Origin of the sequence: Rheinheimera sp. SA_1 (genome assembly GCF_001669775.1) — a bacterium.
Classification (GTDB): Bacteria; Pseudomonadota; Gammaproteobacteria; order Enterobacterales; family Alteromonadaceae; genus Pararheinheimera.
Window position 1 is genome coordinate 1,458,826 of sequence record NZ_LXWK01000011.1, and the last position, 26,100, is coordinate 1,484,925.

At 50.4% G+C, this 26,100-nt stretch carries 19 protein-coding genes; 6 read left to right on the plus strand and 13 right to left on the minus strand.

Annotated elements, in window-relative coordinates; translation table 11 throughout:
* Positions 1-14: 14 nt before the first annotated feature.
* The 5 genes from A5320_RS07085 to A5320_RS07105 form a co-directional block, all read right to left on the minus strand.
* Complete coding sequence (locus A5320_RS07085) at positions 15-1,553, minus strand: sodium:solute symporter family protein (protein WP_068062724.1); 1,539 nt, start codon at positions 1,551-1,553, stop codon at positions 15-17.
* Positions 1,554-1,795: 242 nt separating this feature from the next.
* Complete coding sequence (locus A5320_RS07090; protein ID WP_068062726.1) at positions 1,796-2,179, minus strand: RidA family protein; 384 nt, start codon at positions 2,177-2,179, stop codon at positions 1,796-1,798.
* Positions 2,180-2,204: 25 nt separating this feature from the next.
* Positions 2,205-3,707 (minus strand): N-acyl-D-amino-acid deacylase family protein, encoded by a 1,503-nt coding sequence (locus A5320_RS07095; RefSeq protein ID WP_197490012.1) that lies wholly within the window; start codon positions 3,705-3,707, stop codon positions 2,205-2,207.
* A 5-nt stretch (positions 3,708-3,712) separates the two neighbouring features.
* The gene (locus A5320_RS07100; RefSeq protein ID WP_068062729.1) at positions 3,713-4,564 is read right to left on the minus strand and encodes a MurR/RpiR family transcriptional regulator; all 852 of its coding nucleotides are present in this window, start codon (positions 4,562-4,564) and stop codon (positions 3,713-3,715) included.
* A gap of 84 nt (positions 4,565-4,648) precedes the next feature.
* Entirely contained in the window at positions 4,649-5,968 is a 1,320-nt protein-coding gene (locus A5320_RS07105) for an amino acid deaminase (protein ID WP_082971582.1), read from the minus strand.
* Between the two features lie 426 nt (positions 5,969-6,394).
* On the opposite strand from A5320_RS07105, the gene A5320_RS07110 reads away from it, so the two are divergent.
* Complete coding sequence (locus tag A5320_RS07110) at positions 6,395-7,210, plus strand: class I SAM-dependent methyltransferase (protein ID WP_068062732.1); 816 nt, start codon at positions 6,395-6,397, stop codon at positions 7,208-7,210.
* A 223-nt stretch (positions 7,211-7,433) separates the two neighbouring features.
* Here A5320_RS07110 and A5320_RS21670 read toward each other — a convergent pair whose 3' ends face one another.
* A complete protein-coding gene (locus tag A5320_RS21670) occupies positions 7,434-7,586 on the minus strand; it encodes a YezD family protein (RefSeq protein WP_082971583.1) in 153 nt (50 codons plus the stop codon).
* 737 nt (positions 7,587-8,323) lie between these two features.
* On the opposite strand from A5320_RS21670, the gene A5320_RS07115 reads away from it, so the two are divergent.
* Both A5320_RS07115 and A5320_RS07120 read left to right on the plus strand, forming a co-directional pair.
* Entirely contained in the window at positions 8,324-8,833 is a 510-nt protein-coding gene (locus A5320_RS07115) for a DUF4142 domain-containing protein (RefSeq protein ID WP_231916664.1), read from the plus strand.
* A gap of 106 nt (positions 8,834-8,939) precedes the next feature.
* Positions 8,940-9,308: a termination factor Rho gene (locus A5320_RS07120; protein WP_068062739.1), complete on the plus strand. Its 369-nt coding sequence runs from the start codon at positions 8,940-8,942 to the stop codon at positions 9,306-9,308.
* 207 nt (positions 9,309-9,515) lie between these two features.
* On the opposite strand, the gene A5320_RS07125 is transcribed toward A5320_RS07120, so the two are convergent.
* The 4 genes from A5320_RS07125 to A5320_RS07140 all read right to left on the minus strand — a co-directional run bounded on the left by A5320_RS07125 (position 9,516) and on the right by A5320_RS07140 (position 17,222).
* Positions 9,516-10,241, minus strand: a complete 726-nt coding sequence (locus A5320_RS07125) for a Crp/Fnr family transcriptional regulator (protein ID WP_068062742.1) — start codon at positions 10,239-10,241, stop codon at positions 9,516-9,518.
* Positions 10,242-10,897: 656 nt separating this feature from the next.
* The gene (locus A5320_RS07130; protein WP_068062745.1) at positions 10,898-12,862 is read right to left on the minus strand and encodes a phytase; all 1,965 of its coding nucleotides are present in this window, start codon (positions 12,860-12,862) and stop codon (positions 10,898-10,900) included.
* A gap of 52 nt (positions 12,863-12,914) precedes the next feature.
* Complete coding sequence (locus A5320_RS07135; RefSeq protein WP_082971584.1) at positions 12,915-14,375, minus strand: purple acid phosphatase family protein; 1,461 nt, start codon at positions 14,373-14,375, stop codon at positions 12,915-12,917.
* A 9-nt stretch (positions 14,376-14,384) separates the two neighbouring features.
* The gene (locus A5320_RS07140) at positions 14,385-17,222 is read right to left on the minus strand and encodes a TonB-dependent receptor (protein ID WP_082971585.1); all 2,838 of its coding nucleotides are present in this window, start codon (positions 17,220-17,222) and stop codon (positions 14,385-14,387) included.
* Positions 17,223-17,438: 216 nt separating this feature from the next.
* On the opposite strand from A5320_RS07140, the gene A5320_RS07145 reads away from it, so the two are divergent.
* Both A5320_RS07145 and A5320_RS07150 read left to right on the plus strand, forming a co-directional pair.
* Positions 17,439-18,353, plus strand: coding sequence for a GGDEF domain-containing protein (locus A5320_RS07145; RefSeq protein WP_068062748.1), 915 nt, complete (start codon positions 17,439-17,441; stop codon positions 18,351-18,353).
* Positions 18,350-19,372, plus strand: coding sequence for a helix-turn-helix domain-containing protein (locus tag A5320_RS07150; protein ID WP_231916665.1), 1,023 nt, complete (start codon positions 18,350-18,352; stop codon positions 19,370-19,372). The genes A5320_RS07145 and A5320_RS07150 overlap by 4 nt, the downstream gene beginning before the upstream one ends.
* Positions 19,373-19,446: 74 nt before the next feature.
* On the opposite strand, the gene A5320_RS07155 is transcribed toward A5320_RS07150, so the two are convergent.
* On the minus strand, positions 19,447-21,216 hold the full coding sequence (locus tag A5320_RS07155) for a GGDEF domain-containing protein (RefSeq protein ID WP_068062751.1): 1,770 nt from the start codon (positions 21,214-21,216) through the stop codon (positions 19,447-19,449).
* A gap of 313 nt (positions 21,217-21,529) precedes the next feature.
* On the opposite strand from A5320_RS07155, the gene fusA reads away from it, so the two are divergent.
* Entirely contained in the window at positions 21,530-23,629 is a 2,100-nt protein-coding gene (gene fusA / locus A5320_RS07160; protein ID WP_068063098.1) for an elongation factor G, read from the plus strand.
* 96 nt (positions 23,630-23,725) lie between these two features.
* On the opposite strand, the gene A5320_RS07165 is transcribed toward fusA, so the two are convergent.
* Positions 23,726-24,742 (minus strand): aldo/keto reductase, encoded by a 1,017-nt coding sequence (locus tag A5320_RS07165; protein WP_068062753.1) that lies wholly within the window; start codon positions 24,740-24,742, stop codon positions 23,726-23,728.
* An 80-nt stretch (positions 24,743-24,822) separates the two neighbouring features.
* Positions 24,823-25,968 (minus strand): alkene reductase, encoded by a 1,146-nt coding sequence (locus tag A5320_RS07170; protein ID WP_068062755.1) that lies wholly within the window; start codon positions 25,966-25,968, stop codon positions 24,823-24,825.
* Between the last annotated feature and the right edge of the window lie 132 nt (positions 25,969-26,100).

A 26,100-nucleotide genomic window follows, 5' to 3' on the forward strand; every position in this document is an offset into this window, starting at 1 on the left:
GCAGCGCCGCAACATCATGAAAGCTCCGCTTTTAAAGCATTGTCACTGGAGGTAGTTGCAACAGCTGAAACTTCAGTCGAATGCTCCATCTGCGCTCGCTGCGCCGTCAACACCGCCAACGCCTCTGCACGGCTGAGCCGATTCTGCGGCGTCAATAACGTCACCAGCACCGCCGCCACCGTGCTAAGGGCAACCGCCGGCAACACTGGATTGCCCCAATAAGCTAACCAATCCGGTTGCAGCAAAATAGCAGCCGACACCACAGGCGCCACGAGCAATGCTGCCAGCGCACCATAACGGTTAAAGCGCTGCCAACAACGACCCAGCAAAGCCAACACACACATGCCCGACAACAACATGGCAATCATGCTGGTGATATAACTGATGATATTGTCGGCGAGCAGCGCAAACAGCAGCGCTAACCCTACTACGCCAACCAGCCCAAAACGCGACCAGCGCACCACATGTTCGGCCTTGGGTGTGCGCCGGAACAACAACGCATAAATATCCCGCAGTAATACCGATACCGCGGCTATAGCATCGGAACTGGCGCTCGACATGGTGGCAGAAATACCGGCCAGCAGCACTAACACGCCAAGGCCGACCGGCAACAGTTCCAGCGCCAGATAAGGAAAAGCATAAGAAGGATTTTCTAAGGTTGGGATCAGTAACCAGGCGACAGCGCCCAGCAACGCCGGGATCAGCGAGAAACCTAAATACAACGCACCAGACCAAACAAAAGAGCGGCGCACCGTCGAGACGTTTAAACCGGAATAAATCCGCTGCCGGAATGAAGGGGTGGCGAGCACACCGACCAGAATAGCCACTGCCAAAGATATCGACGGCAGGAGTTTTGGCGTGGCAATTTGATGATCGCTGATCGACTGCTGCAGCACGTCCCAACCACCCACTGCGTGCAGTGCAAACAATGCCATTAAGATAAAACCAGCAAATAAAATCAGCGCCTGAATGGCGTCAGTCCAAACCACGGCGGTATATCCGCCAATCACCACATAAATGGCAAACCCAAAAGCAATCAACAACTTGGCCTGGCTTTGGTCAATACCGGTCAGCCAGGCCAGATACATGCTGCCGCCGAGAATATGCGCGCCGAGCCAGCCAATACAGGCGACAAAAATAATCAGCGCCACCAGGTTTTTCACCAGCGCATCAGCACCAACGTAATAACTCAGCTCTTCTGACATCGTCATAAAACGCAATTGGCGCAGCGGCGCGAACAACCAGGCCAGCAGCAAAATCCCTAAGGCGCCGCCAACACCATATAAAGTACCAGCCCAGCCGTGGTGATAGGCGTAACCAACTGCGCCCATCGAAGAACCGGTGCCAACCATGGTCGCCACAGTGGTGCCGAGCGTGAGCCAAAACGGCAGACTGCGACCACCAAGCAAAAAGTCTTCACCGGCTTGGGCCGCACCACTTTTGCCTTGCAGCACATTCGACGCTTTTTGCCGGTTAGCCGCCCACCAACCGATGGCAATCATCAGCGCTAAATACAGCAAAAATCCGACTAAAAACACCGCCTGATCGGTCATATTGTTCCCCATGTTGGTATATACCCGTCATCCTTGAAGATTCGGGGTTGTTGGCAGCCTTCACTCACTGAAGCGTCAGTCCGACCCAGTCACATAGGACAACTATGCTCCGGGTCGGACTGGCGTTCCAGATTCGTTCAGTTACCGCCTACCCGAATCTTCAATGATTTTGGGTATAAACAGCTGCAGTCTGCGACATTGGCCGACTACTTTTTTTATAAAATTCAATTCAGAATCCGGACCTAGGGTTGTTTATAACAAGTCACATCCACTTCCACTTTGCAGTCCACCACCAAGTCAGCCACTGCACAAATTCGTGCCGGTGGATGGGCGGCAAAAAATTCGCGGAACACTTTATTAAAAGAGCTGAAATAGCGGGCGTCGGTGAGAATTACGGTGACATGCACCACGTGCTCCAGGCCATAACCGGCTTCCTGCATAATTTGGATGCAGTTTTCGATGGCAATGCGCGACTGCTCAACAATACCGCCCTCGACCACTTCACCATCACGCATCGGCGTTTGGCCCGACACATACAGAAAACCACCGGCTTGTACTGCGCGCGAAAACGGCAAATGTTGCCCGCCGGTCCCTACGCCACCTTCGGCGCCGAATCGTTTAATCATTAGATCCTCCTGTCAGAAAACTGTGTTAACGCTGCGGCTGATGCGCTAAAAACCGACCATGCCGATCAGGGCATGCCATCCCACCGTCAAAGGCCAAACCGCCGTTGACATACACTTGCACAATGCCTTCGGCTTGCGCAAAAGGTTGCACAAAATCGGCGTTGTCTTTTATTTTTTCGGCGTCAAACAGTACCAGATCGGCGAAGTTGCCGACTTTAATGCTACCGCGCTGCGCCAATTTAAAATTCTGCGCCGATAACCCGGTCATTTTATGGATTGCTTGGCTCAGGCTAAACAGCTGTAAGTCGCGGCTGTAGTGGCCGAGCACCCGGGGGAAGGCTCCCCACAGCCTGGGGTGCGGATGCGGATCACAAGGCAAACCGTCCGAGCCAATCATAGTCGGCGGATAACTTAAAAATTGCTGCACGTCAGTTTCCGACATGCCGTGATAGACAGCGCCTGCTGGCATCAGACGCGCTGCAGTTTCCAGTAACGGCAACTGCCAGCTGGCGGCAATTTGCGCCAGGGTCTGTCCTGCCATGGCCGGATATGGCTCGGACCAGGTAATAAAAATCTCAAAATCGGCAGTGACCTGTTTTAAATCCAGCGTGCTGGAACTGGCGGAATAAGGGTAACAATCACAACAAAAATGCTGCTTTGCTGCCCGCTTCCCAATAAATTCCAGCACTTCCCCGGCTCGGCCCCAGTTCGCCATACCCGCGCATTTCAGATGTGAAATCACCACCGGTACTTTGAGGTGTAAGCCTAAATCAGCCGCTTCGGCCAAAGCCGGAATAATGGCTGCAAATTCACTGCGTAAATGGCTGGTGTAAATCGCGTCAAATTCAGCCAGCGGTGCACCGACTACTGCAAGTTCGGCTGAGGGAGCTGCAATCGCATTGTGATACGCCAGTCCCGAACTTAAACCCAGCGCGCCCTGCTCGAGCGACTGGCGCAGCTGCTGCTGCATCTTCAGTTGCTGCTTAGGCGTCGCGGCTTTGGATAAATCGGTCATCACCGCATGACGCAAAGTCGTATGGCCAACCAGCGCTGCGGTATTTACCCCCGGTTTGGCTTGCTGCAGCGCCTTGGCATATTCAGCAAAGCTGCGATAAGCAAATTCGGCCTGCTGACCTAATAAATTCATTGGATCCGGTGGTGGCGCATTCAGGTCGGCCGGTGCCGCGCTAATGCCACAATTGCCGGTAATCACGGTCGTCACGCCCTGGCTGAGCTTGGCTAGCATCGCCGGATTGCGGATGAGCTCCAGATCGTCGTGGGTATGTACATCAATAAAACCGGGCGCCAGCACTAAACCTTGGGCGGCAATTTCGACGCGGCCAGTGCCGGGCGTTAAGGTGCCAATGGCCGCAATCCGATCCGCCAGCAACGCCACATCGGCGACAATAGCGGCGGCGCCGGTGCCATCAATGACGCTGGCGCCGAAGAAAATCCGGTCATAAAGCACCGGGTTCATTTCAGCATCAGTGTTCGTCAGCGTCTTTGCAACCTGTGTTGCTGCGGCCAACAACGTTAATCCCCCAACGGCAGACGTTCCGGGCCGTGCCGGTGTTCATCCAGTTCGTGTTTGATCCGACGTAATTTTTCCCGCGATTTACGCTGGTTTAGCACCGCAATCTGGCTGACCAGAATGTCAATCGCCGCCAGCATCACATAACGTGACGCGCTTGGTTTATAGATAAAATCGGATTCCTGGGTCAGGATCGGCAGATGAATATCCGCCAGTTTCGATAAGCGACTGTCCGGGCAAATGGCAATCACTTTACTGCCATAATCCTTGGCAATTTGCACCGCAGCTTCCACTTCCGGACTATAACCACTGAGCGACAAACACAACACCACATCCCCTTTGTCGACGCTGGCTGCAGTCATCCGCATCAGCAGAGGGTCGGAATAAGCATTGCTTTGCACACAAAGCCGGAACAAACGGTGATGACATTCCTGCGCCATAATCGAACTGCCACCGCCGACGCCATAAATCAGCACTTTCGGTGCCTGGATCATCAAGTCGCTGGCTTTGTCGATCATCTCCTGGGTGATCAGTCCGGTATTGAGCTGCAGAATTTCATTAATCGCAGCATAAATCGCCGGAATATCTTTTTTCTCGACCGTTGAATCACTGATAAACCGCTCACCAACCGCCACTGACTGCGCCAGTTTTAGCTTCAGATCCCGCACATTGCTGCACTGCAGTGCGCGTGCTAACCGGGTGATACTGGCGTGACTCACTTGCGCCTTGTCCGCCAGTTCACCAATACTGGCGCTGGCGGCGTAGTTAAGGTCGGTTAAAATCAACCGCGCTACTTTTTGCTCGGATGGCCGTAAATGGGCCAGACATTCATGAATTCGTGAAACTATATCCACCTGAGGTTTCCTTTAAGCTTTGGTTGCTGTGCTAATTTTAAAAAAACACGCAAAATCAGCAGCCTGGGTTAAACCCGAAATTTTCTAGAAAAACGTTTCATACCAGCGCCGGACCTGATAATCCTCATCCAGCACCGCTAAATACCGCCACTTGTCGAGCGTCAGACAAGGGTGCGAACCAGCAAAGCTCAGCATATCGCCAACGGCTAAATCACTGTCGGGCGGAAGCTGTAATAGCGCATGCTGATCCATGATTTTACTGATGTACATCCGGGTGTCGGCCGCTTTGGGCTGGCGTTGTGTTGGCTGAGCTTGTAAGGGCTGCTTTTGTGCTGATTTAGTCACTGGCCGAAAGTGCTGACTAACCAACGGCAACCCGGCATCAAATGCCATATCCCGTTTGCCCAGACCAATAATCGCCAGCTGCGGTTCCGGCCGCGACAGCACATAAGCCCAGACCTCCAGTGCATTGTGAAGTTCACCCTCCACCTGACAAGCCAGCGCGCTGCGCTTTAACAAGTCCTGCTGCGCTTGCTGATAAATACCCAAATCAAAAAACAAATAACAGCCGGGGCGAATGAGTGGCATAAAATTGTCTGGCAAAGTAGCTGCGCCAAAGGCACCGGCTACCAGATCATAAAAGGCCGATCCAGCGCCGCTGAGTAAAATTTGCGGCGTAGCGAATAACTGCTGTTGCTGAAGCTCGAGACTAAAATCAATGCAACTTTGCACAAACTGGCGAATGGCTGCGGCTTGATCCGGCGCTTTAATCACTCCTTCGTAAAACTCCACCCCGGCCAGTTGCAGCGCTTTACTTTGTTTTACCTGCTGCGCTAGCTCCAGCCCGGCGGTGAAACTGCGCACACCACTACGCCCGCCAGCAACGCCAATTTCCAGCAACACCTTTAAAGTTAAGCCCTGCTCACTGAAAAAGTTGTCGAGTTGGGTCAGGTTGTCCTGTGAATCAAGCAGACAATAAAATTCGATGCCGTTTTGCAGCATCGTTGCGGCCTGCTGCATTTCAGCGCGGCCAACCAGCTGATTCGCAAGTAAAATTCTTTTCACGCCATGCGCAGCGGCCACCATTGCCTGCGGCACAGTCGCCAGCGTCATGCCCCAGGCACCTTGGGCAATTTGCTGCAAAAACAGCGCTGGCAGCATACCGGTTTTACCATGCGGCGCCAGCTGCACCCCGGCGAGATCAGCAAACTGCTGCATCCAACGGATATTGTTGGTTAACTTCTGCTGATCCAATACTGCCAATGGCAACGTCAGTTCGCCCTGAAGTAAACTGCGTGCTGCACTGGAAAATTCGCCAGTGGTGTCATTTGGCGCAGCCGCAATCGTTAATGAGGAAGTCGACAGCAACTCATTCTGCCCAGCCAGGCCTTTGGTGATCCGCATCTTTTGAGAGTTCTCCGCAATCCGAATCCAGCATCGGTTTGCTTGAAAAATAATCATTGAACTTCACTAAAATATCGTGTTAAAAGATAACAGGCAAGCAAATTAATTAAAGTTACTTAGTAACAGGCAACTTTAGTCAACTGCAAGCCGTCGTAACGGACTGCTGACTCACTTTGAGTTGGTGATGGTTCCGGAGTCGACTGGTGTTATCAAGTGCGATGTAGTTTTTGGGGTACTTCGGTACCCCTCTTTTTTACAATGTTGGCTCAACAAAATTTAACTTTGCTTAGCCTGCAAACCGAATAGGTGTTGGCAATTGTTGCAAATGACTCGTTCGTTAGTTGTGAATGCACTATTCAACACCAACGATTCAGGTTATCTTTTGACCAGTTTTAGGGTACAAATAATCAACAAAAGGATCTGATTATGCTCACTAAATTCTTCCGCGTAAGTCTGTTGCTGCTGGCAAGCCACGCCAGCTTCACCACCTCCGCCGACATCAACCAGGCTTTGTTACATGAAGTTCGTACAGCTGAGAATAAAGTGCGGGACGACGCGCGCAAACCTTTGCAGACGCTCAGTTTTTTTGACGTCACACCACAAAGTACTGTGGTTGAAGTGTGGCCGGGCTCGGGCTGGTATACCGAAATTCTGGCACCGTTATTAGCAGACAAAGGCAAACTATACGCCGCCCATTTTTCCGACAAGTTCACGCTGTTGCCAGCGGACTATATGCAAAAAGGCCGCACAGCCTTCCAGACAAAACTGGCGTCGCACCCGGTCTACAAAAACGTCACCGTGACTGAGTTTGCCCCTTTGGCAGGTATCGCGATAGCACCAGCGGCCAGCGCCGACGTGGTGCTATCGATCCGCAATCAGCTGTATATGTTTGATGGTGAAAACTCGCTTAAACATGCCTTGGCCAACTTTTATCAGGCACTGAAACCGGGTGGTGTATTAGGTGTCGTCGCCCCGCGCTTGCCCGACCAGCTGCTGACAAGTGATTGGAAAAAAACCGGTTATGTGCCGCAACAGTTATGGTTAAAACTGGCCAAAGAAACGGGTTTTGATTTTGAAGCCAGCAATGACCTGCTAATCAATCCAAAAGATACGGCCGATCATCCGTCGGGGATTTGGTCGTTGCCGCCGTCATTAGCCGTCGATGAAAAAGACAAAGCAAAGTACCGCGCTATCGGTGAAGTCACCCAGATGGTGCTGAAATTCAGAAAACCGCGCAACTAGGCTGAAGGTGGCCGTTGCAACAAAACATGCGTAACATATTGTTTAAAAACAAAACTGTAGGGCGCTACTCGCCGCGGCAGCGGCAGTACGCCATAATTCGATTTTTAGTTCTGATGCATAACGGACCACCAGCGGTGAGTTCGGCGTTGCATTTTCATTGAATGTTAGATCCAAAAACGATGGTTCAATCGCTGATTTTCGAGGGTACTCGACGATGCCCTACTCACTCTACCCGCAGTTTTTCGTTTTTAGCCAGATGGACTAATTTGCCCTGGTGAAACACCAGCTCGACGGTCCCGAATTCTATCGGTCCTACCAGTACAATGAGCTGTTCAAGCAGAATTTTTACCGCCGCCTGTTGTTGCGGATTGCTCATATTCCCTCTCCTGCTAACGGTGCGTGCGCAGCACCGTCTCTGCTGAATGTCACTCTAAAGAATGCTATTAAAGCAGATATCAAAAATAACTAAAAACAAAAAATATCACTTTATATATTCATTTTTGATATATAAAAGTTCACTTCAGCGCCTGCTGTTCCCTAAATATGATATTCATTTATGGAATATAAAACTAATTTAAAATTACTTTTGAGTCTATTAAGGTAATTCCAGCAGTCACGAATGACCTTCTGTGCTGTGAACCCAAAGGTAAGGTTGCCGTCGTCATGGTGTTCAGGGATGAACAGTTGTGCCATGCATTCCTCGTCCTGTCTTGTGATGCTGTTATGTCCACCCTCGTTGACATATGTTTGCCCGGCTGAATAAGCCGGGCTTTTTTATCGTAAAAATCCGGCATTAGCCCAAAGCAGTTGGCAGGTCGCTTAAGCATGCTGGCCCTATCATTCGACATTGTTACATTTCCGCTCTTTGTTAAATGCATCCATTCAAACCTTCTTCAGTAACATTTTTTGGCGCCACACCTGTGCGATTTTTAAAATAACCATACAAAACAACTACTAACACTTAATTCTGACCGTGGCCGTTATTTGCTGCCTGTGTTGGATACCAGACTGACCTGCCCAATTTTATGCGCCAAGATAGGCCTAAGGTAGGTAAATCTGTGATAGACCCGCCTTCATTCAATTATCCATTAAACGAGGTATGCAATGATGAACATGAAGAGAGTTTTAGCCAATGGCGCGCTGATCTGCCTGTTTGGTGCAGCATCCAGCCTCGCCTATGCAGCAGACAAAATTGACGCCGACGACTTCGTTGAAGAAGTCTCTGCCAAGGGTATTGCGGAAGTAGAAAGTGCAAAATTAGCGCAACAGAAATCTTCCTCTACTGATATCAAAGCTTTTGCCCAAACCATGATTACTGATCATACGGCCGCCAACGCAGAGCTCGCTGTGATTGCCACCCGGAAAAATCTCGAAGTTTCCGACGAAGCGGAAATGGCCAACAAAGCAAAAAAATTCGTGTTGGAACAGCGTGACGGTGAATCCTTCGATAAAGCCTATGCCAAAAACCAGGTAGCTGCGCACGAAGACACCATCGAGTTATTCCAGCGGGCCACTATCTCTGATGATGTTGAGATTGCCGCCTTCGCGACAAAAACCTTACCTACGCTGCAGCATCATTTAAAAATGGCAAAAGAGTTGGCAGCAACATACGACAAAAAATAAATCCTGCCGTTCCTGCCAGCAGCATGCACTGCTGGCAGGTCAGGATAGGCCGATAAAAAAACCGGATAAATATTTGCACTGTTCACACAGATCTGAGGGTATCGATATGGCAGTCGGCGGCAAAGAAAAGTACACCAAAGAACAAAGAAGAAAAGCCAAATTCATTCAGGATAGTTATGAAGAAAAAGGTGTTTCACCAACAAAAGCCGAGCACATCGCCTGGGCTACCGTGAATATACATTCGGGTGGTAGCGAACTCGATGGCTCCGGTGCCGCCATTCCTGAATGGGAAAAGGCTATAGCACGCAGAGATTCAACCAGAAATGCTGTCAAAGCCAAGCAAGCCCAGGCAGAACCCGATGCCTTGGAACACCAGCCGCTGGATGTATTGCGAAAAAGAGCCCGCAAAAAGCATATTAGCGGCAGTGCATCCATGACCCAGTTTGAACTTATTCATGCCTTAAGAAGTGGCTGATTTGCCCCCTCTGTTATGTTGAACGCTGCCGATTGTAACTTTAGAGTGCCCACATTTGTATGGCGGGCACCCTGCAAACTCAGTCGGTGACCCGTCATCCTTAATGATGCGGGTATAGTTCTGCGAATTTAGCTGCTGCCGCACTAGCGAAAGGGCAAAACAACTATGCCCGACCAAACCGGCAGCATGACCAATTCCAGCCAGTATTTAACTATTTACATTGTTGATCCATGGCAACAAGCGTTCTGATTCTTTTCGCACTATGGCGTAGCACTCACAACTTAAATGCTCAAGTTCAGTGCGGTCGAGTATCTGAATACGACCGCGGCGGTATTCAATCACGCCCATACGCTGCAAACGACCCGCAGCTTCGGTCACGCCCTCACGACGTACGCCTAACATAGTGGCAATAAGTTCATGTGTCATCACCAGCTCATTGCCTTCTAATCGGTCCAGCGACACTAACAACAACCGACACAGTTGTTGATCAATGGTGTGATGGCGATTGCAGGCTGCAGTTTGTGACATTTGGGTGATTAAGGTTTGGGTGTAACGCAGGACGGTTTGCAGTAAAGCACCATGACGATTAAATTCATCTTTTAACCGATGCCCTAACAAACGATAGGCGTGACCAGAACTTTGCACAAAGGCTCTGCTGGTGGTACTGCCGCCCCCCATAATCAGTGGCACGCCGACCAGCCCTTCATTACCAACTACCGAAATTTCGGTGCCAGCGCCACTCTCCGTCACTTGCAATAATGACACGATGGAGTCGGTTGGAAAGTAGACATATCGTTGGGTATCACCGGATTCATACAAGACTTTGCCTAGCGGTAACTCAATTAAGTCCATATGGGGACACAATCGATCCTGCACGTCGGTCGGCAAAATAGCTAACATTTGATTTTGCTGTAAGTTCGTTAAGTGAGGCATTTTAAACTCCATGTCTACATTTGCGCTCAATACCGATCAGCCGCAGGACGTATAGTTCCTGCTTTGAAGTACGTGGGCATCGAACACAGGATTAATTTCAAATGACATTCATCTGAGGTTTACAGATTTAAGTCTTTGTCATTCCTGAGTTTTTTCTTACCTATAGCCGATAACGTCCTAAGAATTAAGCTACAGACCAGAACAAAGAGCATTCTTTGCCATGGGTTTTAATGTTCAATACCTTTATACCTTTATACCCTTCCCCATTAACAACCACTGAATAACTGCTTGCAGAGCCGGGGCATGGGCGTTAAAAACGGCCGCTTATTTCAGCGTGAGTATCGAAGTTATAACAACTGAAAGTCGGTGTATGTGGGACGCCGCACCAAACAAATAAATTAACCTAGAATTAAATTTCTAACTTTGGTGTTGGTGACAACCTGATCTATGACAACAGTACCTTTGAGAACAGTACCTTTGAGAACAGTACCTTTGAGAACAGTACCTTTGCGAACAGTATCAAATCGAAGGGTTTAAACAGCAGCAGTTAAAAGGCGATCCGCATCAAAGGCAGCGCCGGGTTGAATATCAAACATTGCGGTAGACGAGTTGGGGCAGCGTATGCGCGCTGCCGCCAAATTTATCCTGTAACCAAGCTATTTGGTGTTGCTTTGTAATAAATCCAGCACTGCCTGCCAGGGCACATATTTCAGATTCTGACCTTGCTCTGGCATCCGGTTGCGACCATCTTGCACAAGCAGCGCGCCTTGTTCAAAACCAGGACCTAACGAGCGGACAGTTAAATCCAGACCATCGGTTTCAGAACTGCCATCAATGCCAAGCTGTGGATTGGTGGTGACGCGAAACTTCAGTAATTGCCGGTATGGCGCCACTCCCTGATACAGCACATAACTGTCGTCGCCCTGACTGGACGCCAGTAAATACGGCGTTTCACCCGGAGCGAAAGCTAAACCTTCGACGTCATCGACCAGCTCCACGCCATCAACCAGAATAATTTGCTCGCCGGTCACAGCCGCATCGGCAGCAGCGTCAAAGCGCCAGATACCGGTATCTTCTTCACCCACATAAAGCTGCTGACGCTGGTCATCCGCGACACAACCTTCCGGCTGACCTTTGACCTGTAAACTGCGCACTTTTTGCCCGGTCCAGCTTTGGCCATCGCTGTGCAGCTGATATTGCTCAACCAAGCCGGATTTATCGTTCACAAATACATAGATTTGCGCTGGTGTTGGTTGAAACAGACAAAGGCCATAAATCTCCTGCATTGTCGTTGGAATTTGCCCGGCGACTTTAACGGTACCATCTGCCGCAATGGCAAACAGCTGCAAGCTATTGTTATTGCGAAGGCTTGCCACGGCTACGTCATGCGGCTTGCCCTGCCAGCGCAGGTTATAACGCAGATCCACATTATTTAAACGGCCTACCGCCAACTGCTGCAATCGTTTGCCAGCCATGTCATACACCTCCAGGCCATTTCTTTTGTCGGTGGCGAGAATACGGCTAATTTGAGGTTTGGTTGGATGGTGCCAAATCGCCGGGTCGTCAATCACATCACCACGTTGTGAAGCGGCATGACTTTCGGCAGTGGGCTGTACTTGCCTGATTGATTTTACTGGTGTCGCTGTTTGCGCTGGGGCTAATGGTAATGTCCATTGTTGCACCGGTGACTGCTCTTCTGTGGTGACAAAAACATCGGTTCGTGTTGACGCTGACGCTGACGCCACCGACATCGCTGCCACAGCATCATCACCAAGCGACCAGCTTTGTATGGAGCTATTGGTGTGGGCTGTATTGCTGTCAGCAACAATCCGCAACAACCGCGCCGGTTGTTCTTCCAGCGCCAATACGCTGCCATCCGGCAATACCGACAGTGCGACAATCTCAGCGTTGATCGCACCAAACGGCTGCTTTACCTGCAATAATTCGCGGCCTTCATCTGCTTCGGGCTCGGCTTGATAACGCCAGATGGCATTGGGTTCACTGACATACAAAGTAGCGGAATTGGCATCCACAGCACAGGCTTTGCTGTCGTAAGGAACCGCTAATTCGCGGATCACCACAGGTGTTGCCAGCCATTTGCCCGCTTGTTGCAACAATAGCTGATCAGCGCCGCCACGGCCACCAAGTAAAAATAACGACAATTGCTGATTCGACGCACTTTGGTAGAAACATAAATCTTCCACCACCCGGCTATTAATCACCTGTTGCAACTGCGGCTGCAGTTGGCCCTGCTGCCACAACCACAGATGCAGACTTTGGGTGTCCGCTTCCATCGCCGCCAGCAGCAAACTGCCATCAGCAAGCAGCTGACTGGTGAGCCGAACGAAATTGCCGGCAGCCGTTGCCAGTGGCTGTTGATTGGCAGCAGCCAGCACTTTTAATCCTTGTTGATCTAACACGAACTGCAATGATTGCCCGGCCACTTCAGCCTGCACATAATGATGGGCAGCAGTGCGCAATAAGGTTTGCGGCGCTGTGTTTTTAACTGATTCTTTAGCGATATCCGTCTTCGCCGCAGCGGTGCCAATGGCATAAGATTGCTGCGTACCACAACCCAATAACAGGCTGGTGATGGCTGCAGTTAACATGAGTTTTTTCATTTTTTTATTCCAAATTCGTAATGACCGGGCTGATTTTCAGCCGTTAACCACATCAGCGGTTAGCCTTTGACGCCAAACCAAAATCATCGCCTTCCCAACATTTTTTATTGGCAAGGGTGGTCGTGTCCGGATTACCACAACGTCGCTGCGGTAACAGTTTGCTTGGTGCAGTTTCCAGCAAACGTTTGCTGCCATCGGGCTGGCGCTGCAGTTCAAAACTGTCGTACTGCTGGCCGCTGACCGTCATTGACTGATATCGCAGCACATCCTGCTCAAAATCCAGCAGCTGAAACAATTGGGTATCTTCCGCCACTTTTTGCATCGCCCGGCGCGCCGGATCGGCCACCAGATACATTTTTGGCCCCGCCACCGACACCAAATAGACAGTGCCGGCATGCGCCTGACTGACGCCGCTGGCAACATTGCGGCCATACACATGGTCGTGCCCTTGCAGCGCTAAATCGACGCCATATTTTGCAAACAACGGCTGCCAATATTGCCGTAGCCTTGGGTTATCGCGGCCCTGCGACACCGAAAACATCGGATGGTGGTAACTGACGACGGTCCAGCGCTGCGGATTATTCGAAAGCACCTGCTCCAGCCACTCTGCCTGCAGTTTCGCCATCGCTTCATTTTCCAGCGCTTCGGTGGAATTGAGCGCAATAAAACGCACACCTTGGTAATCGGTAAAGTAAACGGTGTCGCGTAGCGGCTGCGGGCCATTTTGCACAACCCCAAACTGGGCGCTGAACTGTGGCGATAGCACTCTGCGTTCCTGCGGCGTATCTTCATTGAGCTTCAGATATTCATGATTACCAGCCACGATCAACTGATTCACCATACCTGCCTGCCAGCCCGCTGCATCAAACCATTCGCCCCACTCGTTATCGAGCACACCATACCGCGAGTTGACCAAATCACCGGCGTGGATCATCAAAGCTGCATCCGGCGCTTTTAACAAAGCAGCGCGGGCCACTCGGGAAAAATGCGACTTCAGGGAATTTTGCGCATCACCAAAATAGATGGCGCGAAACGGCGCGAAGTTGGTTTTGGCGGTGCGAAACTGCAGCCATTCACTCCAGGTGCCGAGGCCCTGCACCCGATAGGCATAAAGCGTATCGGGCTGCAGATCACTAAAAGTCAGCTGATGGTGTGCACTTGGACCATTGTCAGTCTGAATTTGCCGGCTATTGGCAGTAAAGCGTTTTGCCGCAAGATGCAATGCCGGGCCATCACCGGCTGGTGCAATTTCAGCGACCAGCGGCGCCTGCAACAGCTGAGTCCGCCAGTTCACGGTTTGCGACAATGCCGGGGTCGCCGTTGGGATCAGAATAATCCGATCCGGAAATATCGTCGGTTGATATCGGCTGACACCAGCAGGCACCAGCGTATTGCCCTGCGGATCCGCTTCCTTTACCGCCTCTGCTGCGACACTTTCTACACTCAGCAAGCTCGCCAGACTCACCAAACTCAGCAGCAACATCGGTGTTTTCAAGCCAATAAATGTTCGCATTGCTGCCCCTTACCAGTTGGTGATCTGCAAGCCCAGCACAAAAGTGCGGCCATAAGTTTCATACTGGAAGTTGTAAGCCTGACGACCGGTGTAGGCGTAGTATGGCTCGTCGTTCAGATTGACCACATTAAAGTACAGCTGGATGCCGCTGTTAATTTTGTATTTGCTGCTAAAATCGAGCTGCAAGTGATCATCGGCGTAAACGTCATAAGCGCTGTCGGTAATATCACCGACTTCGGCCAGATACGCTGATTTGTAGTTGGCCGCGAGGCGTAAGCTAAGCTTGTCACTTTCATAACCCAGCGCCAGGTTGGCGGTTCGATCGGACTGACTCGGCAGTGAAGTGCTACGTTGTTGCCAGTCACCGTCATCCAACCAATCCAGCTCAGCATCTGAACCTGTGATGGTCAGGTTGGTGGAAATCAGCAAGTGATCCAGCCAGTTACCATAACCCGACACCTGATGCACAGCATTGAGTTCCAGGCCATATAACGTGGCATCGTCGCCGTTGATAAAGGTTTCTGCTTTGGCGAATTCTTCATAGCCAGGCTGACCGGCGAGGTCGGCTTCGTAGATAAAATTACTGATTTGTTTGTAAAACAACATGCCGGACAACACGCCCAAATCGTCAGCATAATGCTCAAAACCTAAATCATAGTTGGTGGAGCGCAGCGCTTTTAATGCCGGATTACCAAAACTGGCTTCCAAATCGCCGTCATCCTCTTCCAGCAAATAAGCCGGAGCCAGTTGCTGAAAGTTCGGCCGGACCAAACCGGTACTGACCGCCGCCCGCACAATACTTTGCTCAGACAAGTTGTAACGGCCGATCAGCGCCGGTAGCCAATAGCCTTCGCTGGTTTTCAGCTGATTCTGGCTAAAGGTCTCAGTCGTATCGTCGTAACGCACACCACGGGCATCACGCTGTTCGTGCTCGTAACGCACACCGCCAATCAGCTGCCACTGCTCGCGTTCCCACTGCGCCATCAGATAAGCAGCGGATAAATCCTCGTCCACCTGATAGTTATTAATTTGCGACTCGACTTCGTCAACAAAATCGCTGCGATCCAAGGAGTTAACCAGCGCGTAAATTTTTGCCGGATCAATGGCCTGCCCCATTTGCCCCAAACCGTAGTCAACGGTGCCAGCGGCATAATCGGTCAAGCCAAGTTTGCTGACGCCCTCTTCATCCAGATCGCCAAAAGCCCAGACTTGTTCGTCCGCCGTTTTTTCACGCTGACTGACTTTAAAACCGGTTTTTAACTGCAACGCGCCATTGGGCTGAATAATTTCGCGGCTCAAATCAAACTTCGCATTACGTTCGGTTTCTTTAGTGAAGGTATCGCCCATTTCCACTTCATCCAGCTCATAACCTTCCGCCAGATAAGCGTCCGTTGGCGCAGTTAACTTAATTTGTTGCTGCCCGGAAAAACCCACGCCTTCATCAAAGTCCTGCTCAAAATTGGCAGCGGCAATATTAAACGGCGTATCTTCATCGGCTTTGCTGGTACCGGCTTCCAGCAGCCATTCCCAGTTGCCGACCAGCTGTTTGGTGCCCAGCACCAGTGCGCTGATACTTTGTGCTTCATCCCGTTGTTTTAAGGAACGGATCAGCGTTGCTTCACCGGTTTGACCGGCCGGCAGCGGATCGGCAAGTTCCACAATTAAACCCTGACGCTGTTCGGAATCAGTAAAACGGCTGTATAAACTGCGCAGGTAATATTCGCTATTGTTGCCCGGGCGATAATCCAGATTCAGCGCCAAACCAATCCGTTCGCGGCTGATTTGATAATCGCGCAGTTCAAATTCTTCTAAACCTTCTTCAAAATCCCAGCTGCCGCCGGTTTCAACGTTGTCAGAACCAAATTTACGTTTGGCATAACTGCCGGCCAGCGCAATACCAAAAGCATCGGTTTCACCGGCCGCATCCAGAATAGTGCTGTACACACCGGAAACCTTCGGGCTATGGGCGCTGACCAACTGGTTATAGCCGTTTTCGGCGGTTAGCGAATAAAAGTCGCTGCTGCGATCAAAGGCCGACAAACTTTTAATTTCAACGGTGCCACCTAATGAACCGGCCGGCATATCCGGCGACAGGGTTTTATTCACTTCCACCGATTCCAGTAAATCGGATGGGATCACATCCAGCGCCACGGCGCGACGCCCAGCTTCCGGTGCTGCCAGCTGCGTGCCGTTGTAGGTCACAGCATTGTAATCCGGTGCCAAACCCCGTACCCGCACAAAGCGACCTTCGCCCTGGTCGCGTTCTACCGATAAACCAGCCAGGCGCTGCAAAGCTTCGCTAACGTTGCTATCCGGGAACTGCCCCAGCTCATCAGTGCTGGCAACAGTGACAATGCCACCGGCATTGCGTTGCCGGTTCAGTGCTTTACTCATGGCGCCGGACTGCCCGGTGACTTCGATATGTTCCAGCGCACCGGTACCCGCTGTGGAGTTTGCGGCTGCTTTTGCTGAAAGCTTTGAAGAGAGCTTCAGATCCGCCAGTACCAGCGGCGCATCGGCCACCTGAAAGTTCAACGTGCTGATGGCGGCCCCCAAATAATCTACCCGCAGGGTGTAACTACCTGCCGGTAACTTCGGAAATAGAAACCGGCCATCAGCGGCAGTTGTGCGTTTGAGCTGCAGTTCAACAATGCTAACTTCAGCACCCGCCAGCAGTTGTTGACGGTTATCAACCACCCGACCGCTGACCGGTGCATCTGCCAGTGCCGGGACGGCCAGGCCTAAGGCAAATGCACAGGCGATGCTGGTTGCTGCCAGTTGAAATTTGGATTGGTACTGAGAGTTGCATTGCGAGTTGGATTTATTCAAAGCTTTGGAATTGTTCATAACATCCTGCCGGAATCATTAAGTGACTGCGACTATTGTCAAAAATCTGTATGACAAAACAGCCATCAGGAATACAACTGTCTGCGCCCTGCTGACCCGGGTCTTTGCAGCGCAGCCACTGGTGTTTTGGTCATATTTTGGTCATGTAATGGTCACGCGGACGTCATCCGGATCGCTGAAGATGAAGCTTTGTTTTGATTTCCAAGGACGAACCGCATGTGGCGTCAACATCTGGATAAACTTTGCGGCAGTCTGCTGCTGTTGCTGCTGGCAATTTTGTTAGCTTTTCAAATCGGCGACCTGAAAGCCGATGGCCGGGTCGATTGGTGGGACAGTCTTGGCGAAATCACAACTTTAGTCGTTGCTGCCAGTTGGTTGTGTCTGATTGTCTGCAGCAGACCGCGCGGGCCTGTGACCAACTGGTTGTTTGCCGGAAGTTTCTTACTGGTATTTTCTTATAGCCTGGATGTACTTGATGAAGTACTAAGCTACCCCGATACCATCCGGCTGATGAGCTGGCTGGAGTCCTTTCCGGCGCCTGTGGGCATGGTATTGCTGACTTTTGGCTTACTTGGCTGGCATCGCGAGCAATTAGCCATCAACCGGCAGTTACAGGTAAGGGAGCTGTTTTTACGCGACCATCAGCTGCTGGATCCGCTGACCCAGCTGTACGGCCCGCTGTATTTACAGGCCGTGCTGGACCGCGAGCTGGAACTGCACCGGCAACAGCAACAACCGTTGTCGTTATTGATGCTCGATATCAGCGGCTTTTCTGACTATAACCGGCGTTTTGGCATCGCCGCTGGCGACCATTTACTGACGCAATTCAGTGAACTCCTCACCCATCAACTGCGCCAGCGTGATTTGATTTGCCGGTACGCCGGTGACTGTTTTGTCGCGCTGCTGCCACAAACCGAAGCAACCACCGCACAAGTGTTAAACCGTCACTTACAGCAACAATTACGTCAATTGTTGCCAGAGCATGGTATCGCGTTGACCGGTGTGGTGCTGGAATTCAGCATTAAACATCACCAACTGATCCAAAACGCCGAAGCTGCATTACAGCTAGCCAGCAAAGAACTGACCAAAACCAAAGCCACGGCGGCAACGTTGCAGGTTGTGACAGTGTGACAGCAACAGCGCCGCCCTATTTTAGTTATCAGGACAAGGTGCTGCTGATGCGGCATCAGGTCCCTGATTTGCTGGACATGGCGAAAAGGCGTGGCGCCAACAGCGCACAGCTACTGAGCGGTACCCGACTATTTGAACCCGATTGCCAAAAACCTCAGTACCGGATTGATGCAGCCGCCTGGCTGAAACTGGTCGGCAACTGCCAGCAATTGCCAAGTCCGGAATTACCCTTTCTGACCGCCAGCGCGTTATTGCAGAACCCTTATCTGGCGTTATGTCAGCTGATCAACACATCCGATAATTTACGCCAGGCATTGGCGCAACTACTATATTTTCGGCAGCAACTGGTGCCGTTTTTGTATGTGCAGTTACAAAGCGGCCATCACAGCACCCGCATCGAATTACGGCCGGGCATTGGTCTGGGTTCGCAGCAACAGTTTATCGCGAAAATCTGGTTGTCATTGATGTTGCAATTGATCCGGCAGCAGCTTGGTAGCACTGCAGGCACGGTGATTTATCTGCGGTGTCCGGCCAGCAAAACCGCCGCCGCTGATCAGACATTATGGCAAACCGAAGTGCGTTATCAGCAAACATTTAATGGCATTGAAATCGCCAACCACCTATGGCGACAACCTTTTTTACGACCAAATGCCGAAGCTTTTCAAAATGCCCGGCGGATTTGCCGCCAGCAACAACGGTTATTGCCAAAACGGCCTGGCGTGCTGGAATTTGCGGGCAAAGCGCTACTACGGGCTTTGCCGCAATTGTTATCACCAGAGCAACTGGCGGAAACGATGGCGCTTAGCCCCAGCGCCTTAAAACGTTTACTGGCGCAACATCACACCAGCTACAGCCAACTGTTGGATGAAGTTCGCAATCAACTGGCAGTATCGTTGTTGACGCAGCATGAACTTTCCAACAAACAACTGGCTGAGCGGTTAGGTTATTCCGACGAGCATAATTTTCGCCGTGCCTTTAAACGCTGGACTGGGCTAATTCCAAGCCTATTTCGGGTATAAATGTTAACTGCGGGGTCAGAGTCAATTGTTAACAGATTTCTGTTAACAATTGACTCTGACCCCGCAGTTAACAATCAGGCTTGTACGACTAACAACGGCTGCCGCCGACGCGAGACAAAAATGCCGCCTTCGGCAATTTTCTTTGCTTGTTGTTTTGCCGCAGTGACCAGCGCAGAGACGTCATGATGACTGCGGCATTGCTGTGGGTCTGGTGAAACCAGCCCAACCGCTAAACTCAGTAGCGGATAAAAATGCTGACCGCCACTGCGATCATTGGCGGCAAACCCTTTAGCGGCCAGATGTTCGGGTTCGTAATAGAACATAATCCGCTGCTGAAATTGGCTGACAATCCGGCTGCAACATGCCGTTGCGCCAGGATTATCTTCATCCTCCGGGAACACAATAATAAAATCGTCGCCACCAATATGGCCGACAAAATCACAATGACTATTTACTTCTTGCTGGATCACATCAGCCAGCAATTGGATCACCAAATCACCTTTGCTGTAACCATAAAAGTCGTTGTAAGGTTTAAAGTGATTTAAATCCAGATAAGCCACCGAAAATGGCTGCGTACTCGCCAGCAGCTGATCGATATGGCGATAAATCGGTACGTTGCCCGGCAGCATGGTCAGCGGATTGGCATAACGCGCTAGCTGTACTTTGTTATCGCTGACCCGCTTCAGTAACTGTCGGATTGAACTGACGCCCAAATAATTGCCATCACGGGTAACAATAAAGAACCAGCTTTGGTCGTCATCCGCCGAGGCCGACACCAACTGGCTCACTTCATCCAAAGAAGCTTGTTCATCGACGATAATCGGATTGGCATCCATACCATCACGCACCGGTTTTTTCTCAAATAACGAGCGGCCATAAGGCTGAGAGAATTTCTCGTACAACGCCACTTTGCTAATCAGGCCAACCGGTTTTTCACCTTCCAGCACCGCCAGACAATGCAGCTCAGGTCGTTTTTGAAATATTTCAAATACCTGGCTGCTTGGCGTTTGGGCTGAGATGGCCATTTGATCCATCACCAAAGGTAAAATCGAGTCGGCATAACTGACACTGCTACTGGCTTGGCTCAGTAACAGATGATGTTGTGGATGTTTTAGAAAACCGGCGGCGGGACGGCCGAGTAAATAGCCCTGGCCCAAATCAGCGCCCAACTCGCGGCATAATAACAACTCTTCGCTGGTTTCAATGCCTTCAGCCACTACTTTAGAGCCGGTGGCTTTGGCCAGCGCAATGATGTTTTTCACAAAGGCTTTTTTGGTCGGGTCGCGATGCACTTCGTCGATAAAATAACGATCAATTTTGACGATCTCGGGTTTCAATTCCGACCAGAGTTTAAGCCCGGAAAAACCACTGCCTAAATCATCAATCGCAATTAAAAAGCCTAACTCGCGGTAATGACAAACCGCGGTCAGCAATAAATTGGCGTCATCCACCTGATATTGCTCAGATAACTCAATCACCACCCGGGATGGATCGAGACCGGACTGCTGAATAAGTTGTTTGGTGAGGCCGGTTGGGTGATCGGAAGTGAGTAATAACAGTGGGTTGACGTTCAAAAACAGTAAACCTTCAACTTTCGCCGCGGCAAAAGCGCTGATACTGATTTTACGGCAAAGCATTTCCAGCCGCTCCAGCAAACCAAAAGTCATGGCGCTTTTGAATAATAATAACGGCGAATGCAAAGGACTATCGGAAGGCCCGCGGATCAAGGCTTCATAGCCCACCAGCTCACCGCTGGTTAAAGATAAAATCGGCTGAAACAACGGTGTTAGCAGCTGCTGATCCAGAATATGCTGCAACTCGGCCAGATGATCATTTAACGGCATGACGAACCCTTTTTAGCACCAGCAAGGCTGGCAGTACCACGAGCTTAGCTATGTACCATTGGGGTATGACACTTTTATGATAATCAGATGGTCGGCTGATGTCCGGCGCTGAATTCTGGTTAAAAGCAGACGAAAGGATCTGTTGGATCATCAAGCTGAAACAATAACTTGCGATGCTTTATTGCGGCTGCAAAACACAATTGACAGCAACAGGATCAATTTTGCGATCCTTGCTGCTTTTTTTTCGGGCAAAACCGAATAATTTCCTGTATATTGTCGCACTATTTTCAAACCCTAGCTTATCGAGATGACTATGTCAGCAGATTTATCCTTATACAGAAACATTGGTATCTTCGCCCACGTTGATGCCGGCAAAACTACTACTACCGAGCGTATCCTGAAACTGACCGGTAAAATCCATAAGATAGGTGAAGTTCACGAAGGTGAATCTACCACTGACTTCATGGTACAAGAAGCTGAGCGCGGTATTACGATCCAGTCAGCAGCTGTAACTTGTTTCTGGAAAGGTCACCGTTTCAACGTTATCGATACCCCAGGCCACGTTGACTTCACCGTTGAAGTTTACCGTTCTCTGAAAGTATTAGACGGTGGTATCGGTGTATTCTGTGGTTCAGGCGGTGTTGAACCTCAGTCAGAAACCAACTGGCGTTATGCCAACGATGCGAAAGTATCGCGTCTGATCTTCGTTAACAAGTTAGACCGTATCGGTGCTGACTTCATCCGCGTGACAGAACAAGTTAAAAACGTCCTGGGCGCTCAGCCACTGATCATGACTTTACCAATCGGCCGTGAAGACACTTTCGTTGGCGTGGTTGACCTGTTAACTGAAAAAGCTTACGTGTGGGATGATTCTGGCAAGCCAGAAAACTACGAAATATTGGATATCCCAGCGGATATGGCAGATGACGTTGCGATGTACCGTGACCAGTTAGTTGAAACTGCCGTGGAACAAGACGATGACCTGTTGATGGCTTATATGGAAGGTGAACAACCGACTGTTGAACAGATCAAAGCCTGTATCCGTAAAGGTACCCGTGAATTGGCATTCTTCCCAACTTACTGTGGTTCTGCCTTCAAAAACAAAGGTATGCAGTTAGTACTGGACGCAGTTGTTGATTATTTACCATCACCAACTGAAGTAAACCCACAGCCACTGACTGACGAAGAAGGTGCTCCAAATGGCCAATACGCAATCGTATCTGCTGACGAGCCATTCCGCGCTTTAGCATTCAAAATCATGGATGACCGTTTCGGCGCCCTGACCTTTATCCGGATTTACTCTGGTGTTCTGAACAAGGGTGATACCTTACTGAACTCTTTCACCGGTAAAACCGAGCGTATCGGCCGGATGGTTGAGATGAACGCAAACGACCGTACTGACCTGACGTCCGCTCAGGCTGGTGACATCATTGCGTTAGTGGGTCTGAAGAACAACACGCAAACTGGTCACACTCTGTGTGATCCAAAACACGAATGTACTTTAGAACCGATGATCTTCCCAGAGCCAGTAATCTCTATCTCTGTAACACCAAAAGATAAAGGTTCTGTTGAGAAAATGAGTATCGCCATCGGTAAGATGGTGTCAGAAGATCCAACTTTCCGCGTAGAGACTGATGTTGATTCAGGCGAAACGATTCTGAAAGGCATGGGTGAACTGCACTTAGATATCAAAGTAGACATCCTGAAACGTACTTACGGTGTTGAATTAGTCGTTGGTCAACCACAGGTTGCTTACCGCGAAACCATCACCCGTGAAGTTGAAGACAGCTACACCCACAAGAAACAATCTGGTGGTTCAGGTCAATACGGTAAAATCGACTACCGCATTCGTCCGGGCGAGCAAGGTTCAGGCTTCAAGTTCATCTCTGCCACTGTTGGTGGTAGCGTTCCAAAAGAATTTATGCCAGCCATCGAGAAGGGTTTTGCTTCAATGATGAGCACAGGTACTTTAGCGGGCTTCCCGGTATTAGACGTTGAAGTTGAAGTATTCGACGGTGGTTTCCACGCAGTTGACTCATCAGCTATCGCGTTCGAAATCGCTGCGAAAGGCGCTTTCCGTCAGTCAATTCCAAAAGCTGGCGCACAACTGCTTGAGCCAATCATGAAAGTTGACGTGTTCACCCCAGAAGATCACGTAGGTGATGTGATCGGCGACTTAAACCGTCGTCGTGGCATGATCTCTGGTCAGGAAGCTGGCGTAACTGGCGTTCGGATCAAAGGTGACGTACCACTGTCTGAGATGTTCGGTTATATCTCTACACTGCGTACTATGACTTCTGGTCGTGGTCAGTTCTCGATGGAATTCTCTCACTATGCTCCATGTCCACAAAACGTGGCTGATGCTGTGATCCAGAAAGAAAAAGAAAAGAAAGCTGCCGCTGCTAAGAACTAATTAGCCGTTAGCTGATAAAAAAGCCCCGCTGGTGCACACCGCGGGGCTTTTTTTATGGTTTAAAACTGATCGTGCTGCAGCACTGTGATCTGCCTGTTAACGCTGGTCAACGGGCAAAGGTGCGTCCGGATGTACCAGCTGTTCATGGCGTAATTGATGCCAGAAGTCAGCCGGCACCACAGTTTTTAGCGCGGCACTGTCTTCCGCAATCCGCCCTGGTTTGCTGGCGCCAGGGATCACCGCCACCACTGCGGGGTTTGCCAGCGCAAACTGCAAACCAGCAGCTTTGATATTGATGCCGTATTGGTCAGCCAGTGCTTTAATTTTTGCGACTTTTTGGATGATCGCCGCAGGAGCCGGCGCATATTCAAAATTCGGCCCGCCAACCAAGGCGCCGGAACTATAAGGGCCACCAACCACGATCCCTAACCCTTGTTGCTGCACTTTTGGCATGACCCGTTGCAAAGCATGTTGATGATCCAGCAGCGTATAACGGCCAGCCAGCAGGAATCCATCCGGTTGTGGTTCAGCCAGATCCAACAATAATTCAATAGGTTCAACCCGATTGACGCCTAAGCCCCAAGCTTTGATCACGCCTTCATCGCGTAGCCTGTCTAACACTTTAAAAGCACCTTTGCGGGCGCTTTCAAACATGCTGAGCCATTCGTCGCCATAGAAATCCTGTGCGATGTCATGCACCCAGACAATTTCAATCTGGTCGGTTTTCAGTCGTTTTAAACTGTCTTCAATCGACCGTAACGTTGCATCGGCGGAGTAGTCGTTGACGATTTTATTTGAACGGCCGTATTTAAACACCTCGCCCTTTTCACCCAAATCACGGGCGCTGACTTCTTCAATTTCGTCCAGTACCAGCCGGCCTACTTTGGTGCTGATCACATAATCTTGTCGCGGCCTCCCTGCTAGCGCTTCGCCCATGCGGATTTCGGCCAAACCTGCGCCATAAAAAGGCGCGTTGTCGAAATAACGGATGCCGTCATTCCATGCGGCATCGACGGTCGCGCGGGCTTCCTGCTCTGGAATATCGCGGAACATATTACCAAGCGGGGCGGTACCAAAACCCAGCTTGCCAGGAAGAAGATCTTTTAGTGCCATGATGTGCTCCTCAGGTTTTTGGGAGAGACGATGTCTCTCCGGGTTATCGCGCTGATTTAATTGCAAAAATTGCTATTTACTTAAATTTTGCTTTTATGCAGGGTTTCGTAATCGGTATAACCAAGATGATTACCCCCAAAAAAAGTTGTTCTATCGCCTGCATTGTAAGGACCGTTTTGGGCGATCCGGGCCGGTAAGTCCGGGTTTGCAACAAAAGGTCGGCCAAAACTAACAGCATCGGCCTTGCCAGCTTTCACCCAGGCCTCAGCCTCTTCCGGCGAGAACTCACCATTGACGATAAAAGGGCCATCAAAAGCTTTACGCATGTTCTGCACTATCGCAGCGCCGGTGCCCACATTTTCTTCACTGCTGACATGAGAATTCGGCCGCACTACATGTAAATAGGCTAGTCCTTTTCCTGCCAAAGCTTTTGCCGCTGCGGTATACAACGCATTGGGATCGCTGTCATAACTACCGCCAACACCGTCAATTGGCGTTAAACGTACACCGATACGGGAAGCAGGTAGTACTTCAAGCAGAGCATCTACGACCTCTGTTAATAAGCGGATGCGGTTTTCAATAGAGCCACCGTATTCATCTGATCTTTTGTTCACTGAATCACGCAGGAACTGGTCAATCAGGTAGCCATTGGCGGCATGAAACTCAACACCATCGAAATTTGCCTTGGCTGCCATCACCGCTGCATGCTGATAGTCTTTTACGATCTGCTTAATTTCTGCTTTGGTCAGCTCGCGAGCCTCCGGGTGCGGCAATACCGGACCGTCCGGATGATAATCGCCGACAAAGGCCATACCGGTTGGCGTCCAGGCGCTGGCAGAAACAGGCGTCTGGTTGCCTGGCTGAAACACCTGATGTGACACACCACCGACATGCCATAACTGATTAAAAATCCGACCGCCCATATTGTGTACGGCGTCGGTCACCAGCTTCCAGCTTTCCACTTGTTCTTCAGTGTAGATCCCCGGTGTCCAGGCATACCCCTGACCTTGCTGACTGATTTGCGTGGCCTCTGAAATAATCAGCCCGGCACTGGCACGCTGCGCATAATACAAAGCATGTAACGGCGTTTGGGTGTGCCCTGCGGCATTCGAGCGGGAACGGGTCAAAGGCGCCATAAAAATTCTGTTTGGCAGGGTGAAACGGCCAATTTGCACGGGCGAAAATAATGCTTGTTCTGCGGTTTGCGTTGCTGCTGCGTTGTTCATGTTGGGATCCTCATTCAATTCAAAAATTGGTTAAACATCGGTGTTGGTTCTGCGGGAGCCTGTTCACACTGCGCCCCTTTGATGAAACCAAGCATGCGCCCAACCCAGATATTCAACTAATTTATTTATTGA